We start from the raw sequence: 19,924 nt of genomic DNA, 5'->3' as shown, positions 1-19,924 counted from the left end.
CTTGTCAGAGGGAGCGCCGGTCGCCAGGGGAGCGCAACAGGTGAGGGAAGTGGTACTCCACTGCGCCGGTGGTGAGGTTGTTCTCAGGGGAGGCAATGCCCCGTCGGCTTAGCTCTCGCAGCGCTTTTTCAATCTCGTCAAAGTCGGCAGGGAGCTCGATGGCGATCTCCGAGAGGGTGAGGATCCCTTGTCGCTGCTGCGCCAGCCGTAGGATCTCCCGCATCAAAGCCTGACCCTTCAAAGGCTGAGGCGGGGCCGAGACAGACTTGGCGGGAGCCCCAGAGGGGCGGATCCCTTGCAAGACGGCCAGCTTGAAGTTGTAATCTTCCACCATGCCTGGGATCAAAAACAGGTCAATTAACTGGCCAATTCCCAACAGGCCAAAGGTAAAGAGCCAGAGAATGCCCGTCCCGGTTTTGCCCAGGTAAAGGCGATGGACACCGCAGATGCCGAAGACGCTCAATGCCCAGAGGAGATAGGCGGTGCCGACGGATTTGGGCTCGGCAGGGGGCAGCAGGTAGCGAGAGCTCATGGGCATCAGTCAAGGTAGCTTGGGCGAGTAACCCTAGTCTGCCATCTTTTGCCTTGGACGGGCAGGACGCCTCTTCTCTGGTGCTTGGGAGCGGGGTAGCTTCAAGAAAAGAGGCTGAAAAAGGGGATCCAAGAACGCCATCGAGGGGGTGGCGGTCGCGCCCCCGGGAGACTCAGGAAGGTCGATGCTTGAGCCCATCTTGATCGGGTTGAGTGCTGTGCTCTGGGGCCTCCTCTGGAGCTACGCCACGCTTCTAGTTGTACTGGTCAACTTCAAGGAGCAGGATTCCGTTTACGCCTACCCCATGCAAGCAGTGTTAGATCGCTTTGTGGAGTCGCTGGGGCTGGGTTGGCTTAAGGATCTCCATGCCATGCAGCTGCAGCCACTGCGCCGGATCAGCTATGCCCTCTTTGGCGTCGTCACGCTGGGGGTGGCTTTCATGCTCTGGGTTTTGGGGTGAGGCAGTGGCCAGCTCCTCGATCTGGCTCTAGGCAGAGCCGACTGCAGCCGCTGAAAAGTCCCGCTGCTCAGCCTCTCCCGAGTAGAAAATTGCTTGCAGCTTTTTCAAACAGGCTTGGATCTGAGCCATCTCTTCGGGACTCAGCTTTTGAAAACGCTCTTTCAGGTAGGCCACGTGGGCCGGGAAGATCTGTTCAAACAGTTTTTCCCCCTCTTCAGTGAGCACGACCCTAAAGCAGCGGCGGTTTTCTGGAGGTACCTCGCGACGCACCAGCCCCTTTTGTTCCAGGCGATCCACGATCCCGGTCAGTGTTCCTTTGGTAACCAGCGTTTTCTGGGCCAGGACATTCATTGTCAGGCCGGGAGTGTTGCCAAGAGTTACCAACACATCAAATTGGGGGGCGGTCAGCCCCATTTGACGAATGTGAGCGCTGGCGCAATTTTCAAAGGCTTGGTAAGCCCGCGCCAGATCCCGCAGCAGCCCCAAGAAAGGCTCCTGGTCTGCTGCTACCGAAGGCTGGAGAGCTTGCTCTGTAGGCAGCTGAGCAGAGGTGGGCATGGTCAGCAATCGCTAGAGGCGACGGATTCCTCAACAACTGTTTTAGCTTCACCATAGCCTACTGTAATATAGTCCTAACACAAATTAATACTCCTTGAAACAACTGCTAGCGCTGGAGATCCCAGCTACTGCAGAGGGATGCCCCCTTAGGCCTCTGAGTAGGGCTTGGCGGCGGAAAATCCAGGCTAAGCTATGACCATAGCCCCTGTGGAGCGTGCTAGGCGCAGATGGGATCCCTCACTCTCTGCCTACAATAAGCCAGGCGAAGGAGTTGCCATGCTGAGAATTGTTACCCAGCTAGCCGAGGCCGAAGCGGAGCTCAGACGGATCTCGGAGCGCACTCAGGCTGAGCAAAACCTTCATCGCGAGGCAACTGTGCGGGAGATCCTGCAAGCAGTGCGCCGCCAGGGGGATCGGGCCCTGCTGGCCTACACGGCAGAGTTCGACCAGGTGGAGCTCAGCGTAGCTGAGCTAAGGGTCTCGGGGGCGGAGCTGGAGGCGGCCTACCAGGCAGTCTCGCCGCAACTGCTCTCGGCTCTGCGCCTGGCCAAACAGCGCATCGAAGCCTTCCACCGGCAGCGGGTGCCCAGCAGTTGGGTGAGCTTTCCTGGTCCCGAGATTGTCTTGGGCAAGCAGTACCGCCCAGTGGATCGCGCTGGCCTCTACATTCCCGGAGGGCGCGCCGCTTATCCCAGTACCGTGTTGATGAATGCGATTCCAGCCAAGGTGGCGGGAGTGCCGGAAATTGTCATGGTAACCCCACCAGGATCCGACGGCTCAGGAGGCAAGGGGATTCACCCCGCCATTTTGGTGGCCGCCCAAGAAGTAGGTATCCACACCATCTATCGCGTCGGCGGGGCCCAGGCGATTGCAGCACTGGCCTATGGAACCGAGACCATCCCCAAGGTGGACGTGATCACGGGCCCCGGCAACATCTACGTAACCCTGGCCAAAAAGCTGGTGTATGGCACAGTGGGCATCGACTCCTTGGCCGGTCCTTCGGAAGTGGTGATCATTGCCGATGAGAGCGCCAACCCCCTTTATGTTGCTGCCGATCTCCTGGCCCAGGCCGAGCATGACCCCCTGGCAGCGGCCATCCTGCTTACTCCAGACCTCCAGCTGGCCCAACAGGTGCAGCAGGCGGTAGCTACCCAGATCGAGGAGCATCCCAATCGCCTCATGGTGGAAAAGGCGGTGGCCAACTACGGGCTAATTGGGGTGGTGCCCGATCTGGCCACGGCGGTCAACTTGTCCAACCAGTTTGCGCCGGAACACCTGGAGCTCCAGGTGGCCGATCCCTGGGCCCTGGTAGATGCGATTCGCCATGCGGGGGCAATCTTCTTGGGACACTATACCCCAGAGGCGGTGGGGGACTACCTGGCCGGACCCAACCACACCTTGCCTACGGCAGGGGCAGCCCGCTACGCTTCAGCGCTGGGGGTAGAAACCTTCCTGAAGCACTCCAGCTTAATCCAGTACGGCTCGGCAGCCCTGCAAGAGGTGGCCGGTGCCATTCAAGCGCTGGCGCAAGCGGAGGGGTTACCCGCCCATAGCCGGTCGGTACAGGTGCGGCTGTCGGCCAAGGCCTAGCCAACTGGAGGGGCAGGAAGGTCGGGCAAATGGAGAACTGGCGCAGGGGAAGCTGCCTGTGGCAACTGGGGGGAGCCCTGTTGGCGGTTTGGATTGGCTGGACAGAGGGGAGCGGTATCTGGTTGAGGGATCGGGCAACGGCTGCCCCAGAAAGCTCCTCTCCCTTGCCCCTGCCCTGGGAGTGGGTGTACTCCTTGCAGGAAGAGGCAGGGCAGCGGCAGTGTACGCTGGTGGGCCTGCTGCGCAGCCAGCCGCTGCCGGCTCCGGATCCCCAGTGGCAGGTGTACACGCGGCTGGATTTGGTGGCCACACCGCAGGCCAGTCGGTTGACCAGTGTGCTGTTTGCTGAGAACCTCCGTACCCAAGCTTTGCACGTGATCTATCAGGCGGCAGCGTCTGTGTACGACCCTGTTGAGCCCTTGGATTTTGCCATGATCCTGCCGCTAGCCTGGCAGGACAACACCCTGCTGGCGCGGGAGTACACAGGCTGGTTCCAGACCGACTTAAGCTGGGATCGGGCGGTGGTCTGGCCTTTGCCCACCGGCTCGAGCCAGATCCCACCGGTGCAAATCTGGGATCCACCCCCAGCACTGGCCTATGCAGAGCTACTGGGCTGGGATGCCGCGGCAAAGGGACGGGTGCTGTTTGCCGTAGCCGACAGCCTGGGAGAGAGGCCCCGCTTGGTGAGCGTGGGTTCAGACGGCCAGGTGTTGCAGCGGGCATCTGCTGTTGCTTTTCCCCAAAGCAGCTCTTCTCTGGAAGGGTGGCAAGCGGTGATGGCAGAACCCCTGTGCCATCAGAGCCGTTTTGGGGTGGAGCAGAAAGAGGAAAATGGAGAGTAAAAGACCGAGGGAGCCAACATGTCCAGACCCATCGTGCGGCGCGGTTGGCCGCGGGAGGCTTTTGTAGGGGACATCATCGTCTGTACTCTCGAGGGATCCCATCTGGATCAGGTAACCGAGATCCGGGTCAGCCCGGCAGGCAAGGGGATCCGGGTCAGCTTCGGGGATCCCTTGGGGCGCTCCCAAGAGCCAGTGCAGGCCAGCGCCGAGGCCCTGACAGTTACCTTTGAGATTGATCCCAGCACCTACCCTGGCGAAAAGCGCATTGAGCTCATCTCGCCGGCAGGACCCAGCGATCCCCTGCCCTTTTTGGTGATGATGTAGTAGGTCATGCCGTTGGCAACTGCCCCAATCGACCTGGGCGCGCTGGTACTGGGGGTAGGCCTGCTGCTCCTGGTGGGAGGCTGGGCCTGGTGGCTGCGGCGGCAGCAGCGGGCTGCTCCCCCCGACTCGACAACTGTTTTGCCAGCAACAGCGGTTGACCTCTCTGCCCTGACGGCGCAACAGGCGGCCCAACTGCAGCCTTTCGAAGAGGCAGTGGCAGAGCGGCCCCAGGATCCCATTGCCTGGTACAACCGCGCCACCCTCCTCGACCACTTGGGGCAGGCGCAAGCCGCTCTAGCTAGCTACGACCGGGCCCTAGAGCTGAAGCCGGACTTTCCCGAAGCTTGGAACAATCGTGGCTCGCTGCTAGACGAGCTTGGCCGTCACCAGGAAGCGCTGGCCAGCTACGAGCGGGCTCTGCACCTAAAGCCGGATTTTTTTGAGGCCCGCTTTAACCAGGCCAACACGCTGCGGCAACTGGGCCGCTACCAAGAGGCCCTGCGCGCCTACGAGCAGGTTCTCACCTTGCGCCCCGACAGTGGAGAAGCCTGGCATCTGCACGGGCTGACCTTGGCCTCCCTGGAGCGGTGGCAGGAGGCGGTGAACAGCTACGACAAGGCCCTGGCCATCAATCCCCTGGATCCCCAGCTTTGGCAGAGCCGCGGGCTGGCTTTGGTGCACCTGGAGCGCTACGCTGAGGCCCTGGCCAGCTACGAGCGAGCCCTGCAACTGGGCTGCGAATCTGCTTCCCTCTGGGCCGGCCACGCCCTTGCCCACCACCAGCTGGGCAACTGGATGGAAGCTCTCAACAGCTACGACCGCGCTCTAGCCCAGGATCCCCAGCGCTCCCAGCTCTGGCTGCAGCGCGGCCTAGTGCTGATGGACTTGGAGCTCTATGGGCTGGCCATTCAGAGTTTTGAACGGGCTCTGGAGCTGGATCCCAACAATGCCGATGCCCACTACGCCAAAGCCTGCTGCTGCGCCTGGGAAGGCCAAGTGCCCCAGGCCCTCCAAGCCTTAGAGCAAGCTCTGCGGCTGCAGCCAGAACGCTACTGCCCCTTACTTGCCTCCGAACCCTACTTTGATCCCATTCGCGGCGAGCCAAGCTTTGCGGCATTCCTAGCCTCTCTCTGGCCCTGCAACTCATGGCCGCCCCCCGCTGCTGACCCCAAGAGCCCTTCCTCCGCTACCTGAGAGGCCCAACAGCATTCTGCCCAATGGCGGAGGAAAGGGAGGCTCTTTTGCCGACGCAAGCCGCCAATTTTCCCTTTGCCGGTGGTGGAGAACCAGTACTTTGGCTCCCCGCCGCAGTCTGAAGGGCAGGCTGTGTTCTTAGTAACATCTGGTAGCATCTTCATGGTCACGCTTTGAAAGGGTTTGCCTGCAGGTTGCTCCCCAGTTGGGCCCAGTAGAGGTCTGATCTGGAAAAGTTCGAGGTCAGGGGGGATCCCTTGTTTGGCTCCTTATCCGGCCTTGAAGGAAAACCAGGGACTTCCAGGCTCATAGCTCCCCAACAGTCTCCTCTCGACAGCCCCGACCCACCGACGCCGTTTGTCTCCATGGCCTCCAAGCAGGAAGACGTCAAAACCCAAACCGTCGAGCTGTTGCGGCTGTACCACCAGACCCGGGATCCTGCCCTGCGCAATCGGCTGGTAGAACTGAACCTCGGCTTGGTGCGCAAAGAAGCCCACCACTGGCGCAGCCAATGCAATGAGGCCTACGACGACCTGGTGCAAGTGGGATGCATCGGATTAATTCAAGCCATCGAACGCTTTGACGTCAGCCGCGGCTTGGCTTTTAGCTCCTTTGCTCTTCCCTACATTCGTGGCGAAATCCAACACTACCTGCGAGACAAGAGCCCAGCAATTCGGATCCCACGCCGTTGGGCGACTCTGCAGCGGCAAGCCAAGAAGGTAATCGCCCGTCTGCGGCAGGAGTTGGGCCGTCCTCCCTCCGAAAGGGAGGTAAGAGAAGCCCTGCAGCTAACAGAGGAAGAATGGCGAGAGCTGCAACTGGCCCAGCAAAACAGCAGCTTGCTCAGCCTTGATGCCCCCATTCAAACAGAGGAAGACAGTGCTGCCTTAGGGGAGGTCATTCCGGATCAGCGCTACCGCAGCTTTCAACTGGCCGAAGAAGATCGCATCCGCTTGCAAAATGCCCTTGCTGCACTGGAGGAGCGCACCCGCCAGATTTTAGAACTTGTTTTCCTCTACGATCTCACCCAAAAAGAGACAGCAAAGCGGCTGGGGATCAGCGCCGTTACGGTTTCCCGCCAGGTCAAAAAGGGCCTGGAGCGCTTGGCCCAGTTACTCAAGCAGGACATTTTTTAAAAGCTAGAGCTCTGCTACCTTCGGGATCCCTGCTCCAGTTTTCCACCCCTGCTTCAGCAACAGTCGCCAGCACCTGCCGCCGCTAGGAGGGCCTATCCAAGAGGAGGGGAATCTGGGTTTTGAGATTCGCTGGGAGGTTGAGTTTTGTCTGGGGATAGGCTTGCTTCCCTTTTTTGCAGTTGGCTCACTTGGGAGCGCACCTGCAAGGCAATTTGCAAAGCAGCCTCCAAAAGCCGCGAGTGTTCGCTGGCCTGTTCCCTTACCTGGAGCGCAGTTAGAGTTGTCAACTCGTCACCGAAGAACTCACTTTGCTGCTCAATAAAGTCTTTGTTCTGCCGCAAGATCCGTTCGGTTTTCAAGGCGCGGATTAGGTCGCTGCGAGCCAGCTTCAAAGCCTCGACAATCTGATCCCGCTGGGGCAGCTTGACCTCAGGATTACCTGCCTCCACCAATTCGTCGTTGATGTGAATAGCTTGAATAAGCTGATGGTAGCGATCTACTTCTTCCAGCAAGTTCAGCAAGAGCGGCAGGCGGCGGCTGCGGAAAATCCAATAGGCTTGGCCCAAAGCGGCAATGGCTGCCAGGATCCCCCATTCCACCAGCCAACTGCCCCAGCTGCTGCGCAGACCAGGGATCACCATCCGCCCCACCAAGGTCACTAGGGATCCCCCTGCCCAAAAGGTCAAGAAACGGCAGAAGAGATCCAGCACCAACAGCAGGCGCAGCAGCTCCCAAAAAGCGGAGAACTGGCGCAGCCAATCTTTCCAGCGACGGACAGGCCGAGGCCGGTACAGCCAATCTATAGGTACCCCGGAAAGCTTTTCCACTAGAGAAGGAGAAATGACCAGCTCCTGTAAATCCCGCCGCATCGCTAGGGGCTCTGCAAAGAGCTAAGTCTTCCCCCTAATTCTACCGTCGGTATCTTAAGATCCGGCTGGGGAAAACAGACAGGCTACGGCAAGCTGCGGAGATAGTCTCAATATCCAAGGAGGAGACAGGTAGAGTGAGCAGCCAATTGCGCCAACTAAAGGCCCATCTGGTGGAGTCGGAAAACTTTGCCCCCTACGGGCAGGTGATCTACCCTGTCCCTGACGACAAACCCTTCGACAGCCAAGATGCCCAGTTGGTTTTGAATCAGGGGCAACCCCGCTTTTACCTCATGCGCTTGCCCCGCCGTGGCCTTCGGTTCACCCACATAACTCACCACACCCGTTGCACCCAGTGTCTGGGATCCCTGCACGGCAAGGAGTGGTTTATTGCCGTTGCACCGCCTCGCGAGAAGCTGCAGGTGGACGAGATTCAAGCTTTTCGGGTGCCCGGCGATTGCTTTATCAAACTGGAGGTGGGCACCTGGCATGCCGGCCCCTACTTTGACCACGAGGAGTTTATCGATTTTTACAACCTGGAGCTGGCCGACACCAACCTCACCGATCACGAGACAATCAACCTGCTTCAGACCTACAACCTGGAGTTCCAGATCATCCCTTGAGCAGCCGAATTCAGCAGCAAAAAAGCAGATTCATCTAAGGTGCATTAAGGTACAGGGATCCCTACCAGCACTAAGGGTGGAGAGAGAGGATCGCTTTGGGCTCTATCTCTAGTAGGCAGGGCCAAGGGGGAGAAACCAGGTTCTGCTCTGGCACTTCCCCCCCTGCGTGATAAAACAGGGTCAAACCTGGCAGGGTTTTGGAGATCTGTTGCGATGGCTACACTTCAACCCACCCAAGTGACCTGCAAGCTCTTGGGGGCTCTGGCCCTGTTCCTCTGCCTGGGGCTGCTGTCTGCCTGTGACGAGGGTAGCAGCAGCACCGTCAGCCCCCCCAGCCTCCCTCCTACCCCTACTCCTGCTAGTCGATAAGCCTACAGGACTTACATGCCTTGGCAGCGGCTGCCCAGTTGGAAGCCAGTCTGGGCAGGGGGGGTTCTTAGTTTGCTCTGCCTACTATTTTTGGTGGCTGCCTGTGGTGGGAGGGGATCCCTCACAGCTCCAGAACCTCCGCGGGCAGGAGAGCTGCCGATTGCCAACTTCCTCTGCCAGTTGGATCGCCAGACCCGCACCTTTGCTGGCCCCATCTATGCCGAGCAGCCGCAAGTTGCCACCTGCAATCCCGGTCGCCTCACCCCGGCAGCAGCCCAGAAGATGATGGATCGGCTGAACTTTCTGCGGCTGTTGCACGAGTTGCCCCCGGTGGAGCTCAATCCCGAATTCTTGGCGGCCGCTCAGCAGGCGGCGCTGCTGCAGGTGGCCAATGGCGCCCTCAGCCACGAGCCACCTCCCTCTTGGCGTTGCTTCACTCCTGCCGGGGCGGCGGGATCCCGCTTTAGCAACTTGGCAATTGGCCCGATTCTGGAGCTGAACGGCCCCGACCCAGGGCGGGTGCTGGCGCGCCAGGTGGATATTTATTTTGCCGAGCCGGGCCGGGAAAACTTCGTGGATGTGGGGCATCGCCGCTGGAACCTCTACCCCCAGTACGCCCAAGGAGCTTACGGCATTGTCTACGACCCGCGGGCCGGACGGGTGACCCAGGCCAATGCCAATTGGATCTTCGGTTTTGACGAGTCAGTGCCAGATCCAGAGTTCATTGCCTTCCCGGAGAGGGACGGCTACCTGTACCGCCTCGAAGGGTTTTCCAGCCAACCTTTGTCTGCCTACCGCTGGTCTTTCTCGGTGCCCAGCCGCGGCGGCCTCTCTGATCTCAGCCAGGCCCAAGTTCGCATCACCGATGCCCTCACTGGCGAGGCAGTGCCGGTTTGGGATATCCGGGTTGGGGATCCCGCCTTTGGCCTAGAGACTCTCACCTACTCGGTGGGAACCGTCCAGCCCAATCGCCCCTACCTCTTTGAGATTAGCGGCATCCGGCTCAAGGGCGGGCCGCCGCGCACCTATCGCTACACCACCACCCTCTACGACTGCAACCCTCAGGCGCCGCAAAGGTCTGCGCCCTTAACCGCAGGACTGGGGATCCCACCTCGCTGGCTCTGGCAGAAGGAGCCCTTCAACCTCAGCTTAGAGTGGGACTTTGCACCCTGATGCTCAACTGCATGCCTTCGGGAGCAAGACGTTAGGCCTCTTCTCCTCAGCTGGAAACAGCCCTACCGTTGAGAAAATCTAAGGAAAGTTGAGATTCTGATACTATCGTTGCCGTCTCTTTACTGGAGGAGTTAGGCTCTAATCATCAAAGCTTTTTTCAAAGCTGCTTTACCAGCCCCAGAGAAGCGACCTCTCTGGGGCTTTGAGATGCAGTCGAAAAAAGAAGGGGACTAGGAGGCGGGCACTACACCTCGCCGGACGGCAGGCCCAAGGGCGCGGCTGCCAATGTCAGAACGGTAGTGGGCTTTGGGGAACTGCACCTGCTCCACAGCAGCATAGGCTTGGCGCAGCGCTTCCGCCAGCGTTGCCCCTTGGCCGGTAAGACAGAGGACACGCCCGCCGTCGCTGAGAAGCTGCTTGCCCACCTGGCGAGTGCCGGCATGGAACACCAGGGCCCCGGTGGCGGCGGCAGCCTCCAGACCAGTAATGGGGATCCCTCGCTCGTAGCTGTCAGGGTAGCCGGGGGCAGCCATGACCACGCAGGCGGCGTAGCCAGGTTTCCACTTCAGTTGAAGATCGGCCAGCCGTCCCTCGATGCAGGCCAGCAGCACCTCGTCCAGAGGGTTTTCCAACAGGGGCAGGATCACCTGGGCTTCGGGATCCCCGAAGCGGCAGTTGTACTCCAACACATAGGGATCCCCGTTGGGTGCAATCATCAGGCCGGCGTAGATCACCCCCTGGTAGCGAATGCCCCGCCGCTGTAGCGCCTGCAGGGTGGGATCCAGCACTTGGGCTTGGATGCGGGCCAAAAGCTGTGGCGTCACCAGGTGGTCTGCTGGGGCGTGGGCCCCCATGCCGCCGGTATTGGGGCCGGTATCGCCATCGCCAAGGCGCTTGTAGTCTTGGGCGGGCAGCAGCGGCAGGCAGGTCTGGCCATCCGTCAGGGCCAGCACCGAGACCTCTTGGCCGGCAAGGAACTCCTCAATCAGCACCCGCTCGCCCGGCTTGGCCAGAGCCGCCTCCAGGGCCTGCACGGCTTCTTCCCGGCTGTGGGCAACGGTTACCCCCTTGCCGGCGGCCAGCCCATCTTTTTTGATCACCACCGGATAGTTGCCTTTGCCTGACGGAGTTCTTGAATCCAGGTAGGCCAGTGCCTCAGACAAGTCGGCAAAGCCAGCAGCCGGAGCTGTAGGGATCCCCGCTTCCTGCATCAGTTGCTTGGCCCAGAGCTTGCTTCCCTCCAGTTGGGCGGCGGCGCGACTGGGACCGAAAATGGGGAGCCCCGCTGCCTGAAAGGCGTCCACAATTCCCTCCACCAAGGGCAGTTCCGGCCCCACCACCGTCAGGCGGATCCCTTGAACGGTAGCAAATCGCACCAGTCCCTCGATGTCGGTGGCCGCCAAAGCCACAGACTGACAGCGGGGCATCTGCTGCGTGCCGCCGTTGCCAGGTGCACAGTAGACCCGAGTAATCTGGGGAGACTGCAACAGCTTCCACGCCAAAGCGTGTTCTCGTCCCCCGGAGCCGATGACCAAAGCCTGCATTGCGCTATCCCACTGTTTGTAAACGCCGCTTGTTTATCTTGGGATCCTCTCCGAACATTCCCCATTAGACCATGTTCCCGCGGTGTTTCTGCTCGCGTCAGCGGGAGGGGCTTCTTGTATTCTGCTTAGCTTGCTGCCAGGGGACGGCCCCGCCAAGTCCAGTTGCGCCCGCTGGTGGTGCGGATGGCAGAAGCCAAGATGATGGCTGCCGTCAGCCACCAGTAACGCAGCGGCAGGTGGGCCCAACGCCATAGAAGCAGGTGGATGACCCCTTGGCCTAGGATCCCGGTCAGGCTGGCCGCCAAGACCTGCAGGGATCCCGTAGCTGCAGCCAGGATCAACCCCAGCCAGGGCAGGCTGCAGATGCCCAAGACAGTGACCATCGCCACCACGGCGAGGGCCCAGTTGCGCTCCAGGCCCAGGAACCAGTTTTTCGTCCACCCTTCCCAGAGGGCGGCTCCATTGGCGTACATGCGGCATCGCACCCGCGACCCCCCAAGCCGATCTGCAAGCCCAGGCCAGCCGCTTTGATGCGCTGGGCCAAGGCCACGTTCTCGATGACCCCATTGGCCACGCCGGCGTGTCCGCCCACTTGCTCGTAGGCGGAGCGGCGAAACAGCATGAACGGCCCGAAGGCAAAGGCCTTGGGGCGCTCGGGATCGTTGACGGCGGCAAAGTCGTAGCCTGCCGCCAAGATGACCATCCTGATGGGCTGCACCAGCCACTCGGCCAGACAGGGCCCCACGCTCAGCAAGCTGCTGCCGCTTGCCAGCAACTGTCCTAGGGCTGCTTCAATGGCAGCGGATCCCAGCCGCACGTCGCAGTCGAGAAAGAGCAGGTAGTCGGGGGGATCAGGCTGGGCGGCCAGGGCGGCAAGGGCTTGGGCACAGGCCCAGTTTTTGCCCACCCACCGGGGATCCCCTTGGAGCAGGTGCAGCCGCGGATCTTGCCGTTCGGCAGCCAGGGCCTGGGCCAGCTCCCAGGTGGCAGCGGTGGAGCCGTCGTCCACCAGCCAGACCTGCAGGGGGGCGGCGGTGCTGTCCAGGACCCACCACGTTTTCCGCCTCGTTGTAAGCAGGCACGATCACCGCCAGCCGCTCCAGGGCCGCTGCGACCTCTGCCGCTTGCTGCGGCAAGGGATCCCGCCCGCAGCGCCACCAACGCAATCGCCAGGGCCGTTAGCGACAGAACCCCTGCCAGGATCTCCGGGATCCCCACTCTTGCTTGCTTCCCTCTCTGTACGGATTTGCCCACGCCCTGGTCTTGGGACTAGGCAGACAAGGCCCTCTCTACAATATCGCTGTAGGGGCGGGGGAAGATCAGCCAAACCTGGCTTTGCGTTTCCACCAGCGATCGCACCAGCGGCGAGAGCTGGGCAATTTCCACGTAGCCGTCTTCGGTTTTGAGTTGGATCCCTTGGTCGTAGAAACTGTAGCCCTGGACGTGGGCCGAGCGAATTCCCAAGTAGCTTTCTGGATCCAAGCCATCTTGCTGCATCTTCTGGCTTAGCGTTGCCACCAGCTCTTGGCGTCGCTCTTCTGACAAGCGGGTGATGTTGCGGGCTTTGAACAGATCCCGATCCAAATAGCGCCGCGCCAGATCCGCTAGGATGCAATCCTTCCCCGCCATGGCCCAAAAGCGAAAAGGGTAGCTGAACATCACATCGTCAGCGGCCAAATAGAGGGGCAAAGGCAGCTCGAAGGGATCCCCCTTTTGCGCCGCCAGCGCCGCCCAACACCAGGCACTCAAGATGGGATCCAACTCGATCTTTCCCTGTTGCAACAGCACCTGGGCCCGCTTGAAGAGCCGCTCCAAAATAAAGCGGGCACACAGGCTCTTGGGGTGCTGGTACACCTGGGTGTACATGAAATAGCGCACCACCAGATAGTGCTCAATGGCTCCCAGGCCCTTGCGGGCGGGAATGGAGAGGGATCCCCTCTCCGGGTCGTAGTCCAACACCGTGAGGATGCGATCCAGATCCAGGTGGCCGTATTGGGCGCCGGTGAGCAGGCTGTCGCGCATCAGGTAGTCAAAGCGGTCGCAGTCCAGTTGGCTGGCAATCAGCTGCCCCACCAGCGGCAGGGGAAATTGTTTCTGCCACACCTGCTCCAGTTGGGTCGGCAGTTGCGGGTCGAACTCCGCCACCAGCGTGGCTATCTGGGGATCCTCCCGCACGATGCGGGCCGTCCAGACCTCGTGCCGGCAGCCGAAGATTTCCTCGCCGGCATGGCTAAAGGGGGCATGGCCAATGTCGTGCAGCAAGGCGGCAACCAGCGTTACAGCGCGGTAGGGGCGCAGCTCCGGGTAGCGGCGGGCCAATCTGTCAAACAGGCGCCGCGTAACCTGCAGCACTCCCACCGAGTGGGTGAAGCGGGATCCCTCAGCGCCATGGAAGGTAAAAAAAGCAGTGTCCAACTGGCGGATGCGGCGCAGGCGCTGGAAGGCAGGGGTGTCGATAAGACGAATCAGCAGGGCCTCGACCGGATCCCCGCCATCCAGGCTGATGGCGCCGTGCAGGGGATCGTGGTAGGTGCGGGACTTGCAAAAACGCAGCGCCATACTCCCACCATACTCGCCAATTGGCCAATCTTCGGCTAGCTTGGCTGGGGGCTTCCCCCACCTCTGCAGCAAAGCTACCCCATGGGATCCCCTACTGGGCAAAAGAGGCAAGCCCCCAGACTCGTTCGGTTGCTGCTGCTCTCAGTGGCAATCGGGATGCTGGGTTGGGGGCTAACCGCTTGTTCCGAAGCCTCTAGAATGCCCAGCCCGCCTGCCCTCACCCGCTATGTTGCTCTGGGAGCCAGTGATGCCGTTGGCTTCAACGCCTCCATCTCCTGCGATGGTCCAGCCAACGCTGCCGGCACCCGCCCGCAGCGCTCAGAGCCGCTGGACTGCCCCAATGGGACGGGGTATGTCCCCCGCCTGGCCCGCCTGCTGCCCGGCCCGGTGGAGCTAATTAACTTGGGCCGCTCAGGAGCGGTACTCAGCCCAGCCATGCAAGCCCTGCGGGAAGGGATCCCGGCCAACCTGCTCCAGGACCAAGTGCCGCGCATCCCTCCCGACGCCACCCTGATTACCCTCTGGGTGGGCGGCAACGACACCAACGCCATTGTCTTTGCCGCAGCCCAACGGGTCCTGCAGGGCGAGGATCCCTTGCCCTTTATTGAGCGCCAGATCCAACAATTTGCCGCCGACTACCAAACCCTGCTGCAGGCGGTGCGGGCCCGCGCCCCCCAAGCCCGCCTGGCGGTGGCCAACCTGCCCAACTTTGCCCTGATCCCCCTGGGGCAGCAGCAGCCCAGGGGCCTGCGGCAGCTGCTGGCTTTGGTCTCCGTCGGCCTCAGCCAACGGGCTATTAACCCCCTGAGCCAGGAGGGGATCCCCGTGGTGGACCTCCTCTGCGATCCCCGCTCCTACCGCCGCGAGTCTTTCTTCCCCGGCCCGCTAGCCGATGGCTTTCATCCCAACGACCGGGGATATGCCGACCTGGCGGAGGCTTTCCTGAGGATCCTGCAGCAGCCGGTCCCACCCCAGCGCCACTGCCCCCCCTTTAGCGAGGTGGGATCCCTTGCTCCCGAGGCATTGGCAGAGCTCTCGTCTAGCAGCTTCCCAAAAGCAGAACTTTCCTTCCCCAGCCCAGGGAAGCCCTGAGAGCCAGCCACCCCCGTCTTACGAAGCCGCCACCGCCGCCGAGGAGCGCCGCCGCCGTCCCAAGGCCAGCCGTTCCTGTTCCGGCTGGGCTTCCCCAACAGGCAGAGAGGATACCGGCCCAGACTCCTCTTCAGGCGACTGCACAAAAACCAGTATCGTCGGCTTGCCGGGCAGTTGTTCGCGGACAAAGCGGCGCACCACCCGCTCCACCTCTGCCTTGAGGCCAGCCCAGTCAATCTCCAACCTGCCCCGCTCCAGCGAGCGGGCAAAGTGCGGCCATGCTTGCTTGAGGGTCTCCTCCACTAGGGGTTTCAAGTCGGATCCCTTGAGAGAGGTGCCCTCACCTGCCAGGCCCAAACTTTGCACCTGCGGCGTGCAGAGCAACTGGCCCCTGCCATCCAAGCTGATGACCACCGTCACCATGCCATCTCTGGCAATCTGCTGGCGCTCCTGCAGCATCTCGTCCATGACCACCCCATCGTGGGAAGCGGCAATCATCTGTACCCCCGTGGGCACCTTGCCGACGACAGCAATGCGCTCCTGGTTCACCTCCACCACATCGCCATTGTCGATGATCACGATGTTTTCCCGCGGGATCCCCATGCTCATTGCCGTTTCGGCGTGCTTGACCAGCATGCGGTACTCCCCGTGGGTGGGGACAAAGAACTTGGGACGGGTGAGGGCGATCATCAACTTTTGATCTTCCTGGCAGCCGTGGCCGGAGACGTGCAGCCCCTTGTCTTTGCCGTAGATAACATTTGCCCCCAGCTCCATCAGCTTGTCGATGACCCGCGTTACCGCCAGCGTGTTGCCGGGAATGGGGTTGGCCGACCAGATCACTGTATCTCCCGGCTTAATCTGCAACTGCGGATGCTCGCCGTTAGCAATGCGGGTCAAAGCAGCCAGGGGTTCGCCTTGGGATCCCGTGGTGAGGATGATTACCTTATCATCCGGCAAGCTGTTGATGACATGCATCGGCTGCAGCGTTTCATCCTTGCAGCGGATGTAGCCCAGGCGCCGCGCGTGGGCCACCACGTTTAACATCGAGCGCCCCAGCAGAGATACCACCCGGCCCTGCTGCTCGGCAATCTGCAACACCAAATTGAGGCGATGCACCGAAGAAGCAAAGGTAGTGATGATTACCCGTCCCTTAGCTTCCGCAATGGCTTTGGTGAGGCCCGGCACTACCGCGGCTTCAGAAGGAGTAAAGCCGGGTACCTCAGCATTGGTGGAGTCGCTGATAAGACAGAGCACCCCCCTTTCCCCATGCTCAGCTAGCCGATGGAGGTCAAAGCGCTCGCCATCCACCGGCGTGTGGTCAATCTTGAAGTCGCCCGTCTGGATGACAACGCCCACCGGCGTGTGCAAAGCCACGGTAAAGCTGTCGGCAGAAGAGTGGGTATTGCGAATAAATTCGGCAAAGAAGTTCTTGCTCAGGCGCACAATATCCCGCGGCCCCACGGGGCGCAATTCTGTACGATTCAGAAGACCCATATCGCGCAGTTTTTCCTCCAGCAGCGCCAGCGCCAAGCGGGGGCCATAGATGACTGGGATGTCAAATTCCCGCAAGTGGTAAGGGATCCCGCCAATGTGATCTTCATGGCCGTGGGTAACCACCATTGCCCGCAGCTTGTCCCGGTTTTGCTTGATATAGGTCATGTCCGGTAGCACGATGTTGACACCGTGCATTGTCTCATCGGGGAAAGCCAGGCCGGCATCCAGCAGGATGATGTCGTCTTCGTAGCGGAAGACCCAGGTGTTTTTGCCAATCTCGCGTTCGCCTCCTAGCGGGATCATCTGCAGGGAGGAAGTGGGCTTGGCAGCAGAGGTCCCAGGACGGGAAGCAACCGAAGTCCGTGGTGTTGGCATACGAGCTACAGATCCTCAACAGCGACAGCTGAACAAACAAAAACCGATGCAGACAAAGCCCTGAAAGCCAGCAGCAAAGTCAGCAGGGAAAGCTGGATTTTGCTACCAGAACCTGTCCCCTCCCAGTTGGGAAAGAGCAAAAAATCCTAAAAGGACAGCTGATTTAACCACAGGTTAAATTCCGCGAAGTTTCCCCTAAAAACCTCCCTCCAGTAGAGGCACAACTCGAAAAAGATGTGGTCATGAAGCCTTTGCTGCCGCTGGTTTGGATCCCTGCGCCTCCTCGAGTAGCCCCATCTCTTGCAGTACTTGTCGCAAAGTCTGTAGAGAATTGGCCTGAAGAGGGGCTAAGGGAGAGCGCACTTGACCCACTTGCCAACCTTGCATTGCCAGCGCCGCCTTGATGGGAACGGGGTTGGTCTCAATGAACAAAACCTTAAACAGCGGCAAGAGACGTAAGTGGTAGGCTAAAGCTTGCTCGTGCTGCCCCTTAGCGTAGCTTTGGATCAATTCCTGCAGCTGCGGTCCAACCAGGTGACTGGCTACGCTGACTACCCCCCTCCCTCCTAAGGACAAAATTGGCAACGTCAGGGAGTCATCCCCAGAGTAGATACTAAAGCGAGGGGGGGTAAGCCGCCGAATTTCCGAGACTACGTCCATTATACCACTGGCTTCCTTAATGGCAACAATGGTCTCCAACTCCGCCAATTTCGCCACTGTTTCCGGCTGGAGGCTTACCCCTGTGCGGCCGGGGATGTTGTAGAGCATGATGGGCAAGTCGCTGGCTTGGGCAATAGCCTTGAAATGCTCGTAGAGCCCCGCCTGGCTGGGCTTGTTGTAGTAGGGCACCACTTGGAGGGAGCCATCCAGGCCCAACTGGGCAGCTTTTTTAGTGGCTTCGATAGCCTCGCGGGTGGAGTTGGAGCCTGTGCCGGCAATCACCTTGGCCCGCCCCCCTACGGCCTCCCGTACCACCCGAAACAGTTCGTACTCCTCTTGCCAGCTGAGGGTGGGAGACTCGCCAGTGGTGCCGCAGACCACCAAGCCATCGCTGCCGTGGGTTACCAAGTAATCGGCCAAACGAGCGGCCTCATCATAATTGATTTCCCCCTCTTCCGTAAAGGGAGTCACCATGGCCGTTAGCACTCGACCGAAGTTCACCGATTGCTTCTCCCCCTCCACCACACCAATTGGACAACGTCACCTGGCCCTCCAGATGAGACCAGCTCGCTTCTCCATCATACCTGCCTTCGCGTCAGGGATCCCCTCTGACCAACCCCAGCTCGCCAGTTGCCCCCGGCCAAAGCAGGAGATATATTGGAGGGGGCAGATTGTTTGAACCCAGAATGTCGAGCTGCTTACCAGTTCTGCCGTTAGCCCTGGGGTGAGCAGCCCTGTTGCTCTTGAGCTGTCCATTTTGAGGAGGCCCATCCATGGACGCCCTAACTGCTCTCAAGACGCGCGTCTCCGCCGATCATTTCGATCCCAGCCGGCTTCTATCGGAAGCGGAGATCCGAGAGCTGGTGGCCTATGCTACGGAAGCTCCTTCCTCTTTCAACATCCAGCACTGGCGGTTTGTGGCCGTCACTGATCCCAAGGACAAAGAGCGCCTCAAAGCCCTAGCCTACAACCAACAGAAGGTGGCGGATGCGGCGGTGGTGTTCATTGTCCTGGGGGATCTCAAAGGCTATGAGAAGCTGCCTGAGATTGTCCAAAGAGCAGTGGCTGCGGGGATTCTCCCCCCGGAACGGGCAGAAAGCTGGGTCAACATGGCCCAAGCCACCTACGCCAACAACCCCACCTTGGCGCGGGATGAGGCGATTCGCTCTGGGGCGCTGGCGGCCATGGCCTTGATGATTGCGGCCCAGGCAAAGGGCTTGGTGAGCGGGCCGATGATTGGCTTTGACCCAGAAGGGGTGAAGCGGGAGTTCGCCATTGCTGACCGCTACGTGCCGGTGATGCTGCTGGCGGTGGGCTACCCCGCCGCGGGCAACTTGCCGCGCAAGCCCCGCCTGGGGGTGGAGGAGGTGCTGGCCTTTGGGCGAGGACGGGAGTTTTAAAACACAGGGGGGCCGGGGCAGCGGGGTTGGCGGGAGGTTCCCCAGCCCATGGCAAAGGAAGCAGAGCTTGGCCTCAGGGCTGGAGGAAGTTGACCAACCTTTGCAGGCGATCCCAAGCGGCGCCGCTGGCAAGGATCTCCCGCGCGCGGGCAATTCCGGCTCTCAAGTCAGCCACAGCTCCCGCTACCTGGAGAGCGAGCGCCGCATTGAGGGCCACCACATCCCGCTGGGCAGGTTCCCCCTCTCCCTGGAGGACGCGGCTGAGGATAGCGGCATTTTCCGCTAAGTCCCCTCCCTGGAGAGCCTGGACGGACGCAGGCGTGAGATCGTAATCTCGCGGGTTCAAGACTTCCGTGCGCAGGGATCCCTGGGAGAGAACGGCCAAGTCCGTGGGCTGGGCAAGGCCAGCTTCGTCAAGGCCTTCCCGGCTATGGAGTACGATGGCTGCTTTCCGCCCTAGCAGGCGCAGAGCCTCGGCCATGACCGGCACCAGCTCCGGCGCATAAACCCCGATCACCTGCCGGTTGGGGTAGAAAGGATTGACCAAGGGCCCCAGCAGGTTGAAAACAGTGCGCACCTTGAGGGCCCGTCGGTAGGGAGCTACCGCCCGCATCGCTGGGTGCCAGTGGGGGGCAAAGAGAAAGGTAATGCCCACTTCTGCCACTGCCGCCCGCACCCGCTCCGGCTCGGCGTTGAGGTTCACCCCCAAAGCCTCCAGCACGTCCGCCGAGCCCACTCTGCCGGAAGCGGAACGGTTGCCATGCTTTACTACCGGGATCCCGGCAGCGCTGACCACGAAGGCCACGGCGGTGGAAATGTTAAACGTCCCGGCCCCATCTCCCCCGGTGCCGCAGGTATCCAGCAAGAGGGGCAGCTCCAGAGGGGATCCCAGAGAAGCGCGCTGCAGCACCCGCGCCATGCCGGCCAGCTCGCTGGCGCTCACTCCCTTGGCTTGCAAGGCCGCCAAGATCGCTCCCGACACCACATCCGGCACTTGGTTGTGCAACCAGCCGTTCATAAGCTGCTCCGCCTGGGCCTCGCTGAGGGATTGCCGCTCCAGCAGTTGGCCTAAAAGCTGGGGCCAAAGGTCAGCTGTTGCCGTCATGGGTGGGGACTGGTTTTGAGAAAGCCTT

The 19,924-nt window shown here is 60.9% G+C and carries 20 protein-coding genes; 10 read left to right on the top strand and 10 right to left on the bottom strand.

Annotated elements, in window-relative coordinates; translation table 11 throughout:
* Positions 1-4: 4 nt before the first annotated feature.
* Positions 5-538, bottom strand: coding sequence for a TM2 domain-containing protein (locus NW830_RS05320; RefSeq protein ID WP_414404602.1), 534 nt, complete (start codon positions 536-538; stop codon positions 5-7).
* A gap of 178 nt (positions 539-716) precedes the next feature.
* Between NW830_RS05320 and NW830_RS05315 the strand changes: the two genes are divergently transcribed.
* On the top strand, positions 717-992 hold the full coding sequence (locus NW830_RS05315; protein ID WP_414404601.1) for a hypothetical protein: 276 nt from the start codon (positions 717-719) through the stop codon (positions 990-992).
* Positions 993-1,019: 27 nt separating this feature from the next.
* On the opposite strand, the gene NW830_RS05310 is transcribed toward NW830_RS05315, so the two are convergent.
* Complete coding sequence (locus NW830_RS05310) at positions 1,020-1,550, bottom strand: MarR family winged helix-turn-helix transcriptional regulator (RefSeq protein ID WP_414403898.1); 531 nt, start codon at positions 1,548-1,550, stop codon at positions 1,020-1,022.
* 276 nt (positions 1,551-1,826) lie between these two features.
* On the opposite strand from NW830_RS05310, the gene hisD reads away from it, so the two are divergent.
* The 5 genes from hisD (at position 1,827) to NW830_RS05285 (ending at position 6,636) form a co-directional block, all read left to right on the top strand.
* Positions 1,827-3,140: a histidinol dehydrogenase gene (gene hisD, locus NW830_RS05305; RefSeq protein ID WP_414360247.1), complete on the top strand. Its 1,314-nt coding sequence runs from the start codon at positions 1,827-1,829 to the stop codon at positions 3,138-3,140.
* Between the two features lie 29 nt (positions 3,141-3,169).
* Positions 3,170-3,982 (top strand): hypothetical protein, encoded by an 813-nt coding sequence (locus tag NW830_RS05300; RefSeq protein WP_414404600.1) that lies wholly within the window; start codon positions 3,170-3,172, stop codon positions 3,980-3,982.
* An 18-nt stretch (positions 3,983-4,000) separates the two neighbouring features.
* Positions 4,001-4,306 (top strand): hypothetical protein, encoded by a 306-nt coding sequence (locus tag NW830_RS05295; protein WP_414360249.1) that lies wholly within the window; start codon positions 4,001-4,003, stop codon positions 4,304-4,306.
* A 6-nt stretch (positions 4,307-4,312) separates the two neighbouring features.
* Positions 4,313-5,500, top strand: a complete 1,188-nt coding sequence (locus NW830_RS05290; RefSeq protein ID WP_414360252.1) for a tetratricopeptide repeat protein — start codon at positions 4,313-4,315, stop codon at positions 5,498-5,500.
* Between the two features lie 365 nt (positions 5,501-5,865).
* Positions 5,866-6,636 carry an RNA polymerase sigma factor SigF gene (locus NW830_RS05285; protein ID WP_414360255.1) on the top strand — a complete coding sequence of 257 codons (771 nt, stop codon included), beginning with the start codon at positions 5,866-5,868 and terminating at the stop codon, positions 6,634-6,636.
* Positions 6,637-6,728: 92 nt separating this feature from the next.
* On the opposite strand, the gene NW830_RS05280 is transcribed toward NW830_RS05285, so the two are convergent.
* Positions 6,729-7,505, bottom strand: coding sequence for a hypothetical protein (locus NW830_RS05280; protein WP_414404599.1), 777 nt, complete (start codon positions 7,503-7,505; stop codon positions 6,729-6,731).
* A 134-nt stretch (positions 7,506-7,639) separates the two neighbouring features.
* On the opposite strand from NW830_RS05280, the gene NW830_RS05275 reads away from it, so the two are divergent.
* A complete protein-coding gene (locus NW830_RS05275; protein ID WP_414404598.1) occupies positions 7,640-8,125 on the top strand; it encodes an ureidoglycolate lyase in 486 nt (161 codons plus the stop codon).
* 384 nt (positions 8,126-8,509) lie between these two features.
* Positions 8,510-9,667 (top strand): CAP domain-containing protein, encoded by a 1,158-nt coding sequence (locus tag NW830_RS05270; RefSeq protein ID WP_414360261.1) that lies wholly within the window; start codon positions 8,510-8,512, stop codon positions 9,665-9,667.
* Between the two features lie 230 nt (positions 9,668-9,897).
* Here NW830_RS05270 and purD read toward each other — a convergent pair whose 3' ends face one another.
* The 4 genes from purD to NW830_RS05250 all read right to left on the bottom strand — a co-directional run bounded on the left by purD (position 9,898) and on the right by NW830_RS05250 (position 13,770).
* Positions 9,898-11,211 carry a phosphoribosylamine--glycine ligase gene (purD, locus tag NW830_RS05265; protein ID WP_414404597.1) on the bottom strand — a complete coding sequence of 438 codons (1,314 nt, stop codon included), beginning with the start codon at positions 11,209-11,211 and terminating at the stop codon, positions 9,898-9,900.
* Between the two features lie 125 nt (positions 11,212-11,336).
* Positions 11,337-11,594 (bottom strand): hypothetical protein, encoded by a 258-nt coding sequence (locus NW830_RS05260; RefSeq protein ID WP_414404596.1) that lies wholly within the window; start codon positions 11,592-11,594, stop codon positions 11,337-11,339.
* On the bottom strand, positions 11,549-12,220 hold the full coding sequence (locus tag NW830_RS05255) for a glycosyltransferase (protein WP_414404595.1): 672 nt from the start codon (positions 12,218-12,220) through the stop codon (positions 11,549-11,551). Before NW830_RS05255 ends, NW830_RS05260 begins: the two co-directional genes overlap by 46 nt.
* Positions 12,221-12,480: 260 nt before the next feature.
* Entirely contained in the window at positions 12,481-13,770 is a 1,290-nt protein-coding gene (locus NW830_RS05250; RefSeq protein WP_414360272.1) for an HD domain-containing protein, read from the bottom strand.
* 198 nt (positions 13,771-13,968) lie between these two features.
* Between NW830_RS05250 and NW830_RS05245 the strand changes: the two genes are divergently transcribed.
* Positions 13,969-14,862: an SGNH/GDSL hydrolase family protein gene (locus tag NW830_RS05245; RefSeq protein WP_414360275.1), complete on the top strand. Its 894-nt coding sequence runs from the start codon at positions 13,969-13,971 to the stop codon at positions 14,860-14,862.
* Positions 14,863-14,880: 18 nt separating this feature from the next.
* On the opposite strand, the gene NW830_RS05240 is transcribed toward NW830_RS05245, so the two are convergent.
* Both NW830_RS05240 and dapA read right to left on the bottom strand, forming a co-directional pair.
* The gene (locus NW830_RS05240) at positions 14,881-16,731 is read right to left on the bottom strand and encodes a ribonuclease J (protein WP_414360278.1); all 1,851 of its coding nucleotides are present in this window, start codon (positions 16,729-16,731) and stop codon (positions 14,881-14,883) included.
* Between the two features lie 240 nt (positions 16,732-16,971).
* On the bottom strand, positions 16,972-17,892 hold the full coding sequence (gene dapA / locus NW830_RS05235; protein ID WP_414360281.1) for a 4-hydroxy-tetrahydrodipicolinate synthase: 921 nt from the start codon (positions 17,890-17,892) through the stop codon (positions 16,972-16,974).
* Positions 17,893-18,164: 272 nt separating this feature from the next.
* Between dapA and NW830_RS05230 the strand changes: the two genes are divergently transcribed.
* Positions 18,165-18,791 (top strand): nitroreductase family protein, encoded by a 627-nt coding sequence (locus NW830_RS05230; protein WP_414360284.1) that lies wholly within the window; start codon positions 18,165-18,167, stop codon positions 18,789-18,791.
* A gap of 73 nt (positions 18,792-18,864) precedes the next feature.
* Here the strand turns inward: NW830_RS05230 and trpD are convergent, their stop codons facing one another.
* Positions 18,865-19,896: an anthranilate phosphoribosyltransferase gene (trpD, locus tag NW830_RS05225; RefSeq protein WP_414360286.1), complete on the bottom strand. Its 1,032-nt coding sequence runs from the start codon at positions 19,894-19,896 to the stop codon at positions 18,865-18,867.
* Positions 19,897-19,924: the final 28 nt, after the last annotated feature.

The organism is Synechococcus sp. OH30 (assembly GCF_047462175.1).
Taxonomy (GTDB): domain Bacteria; phylum Cyanobacteriota; class Cyanobacteriia; order Thermostichales; family Thermostichaceae; genus Thermostichus.
The sequence above is the reverse complement of the archived record's forward strand: the minus strand, read 5'-3'. Positions and strand labels throughout refer to the sequence as shown.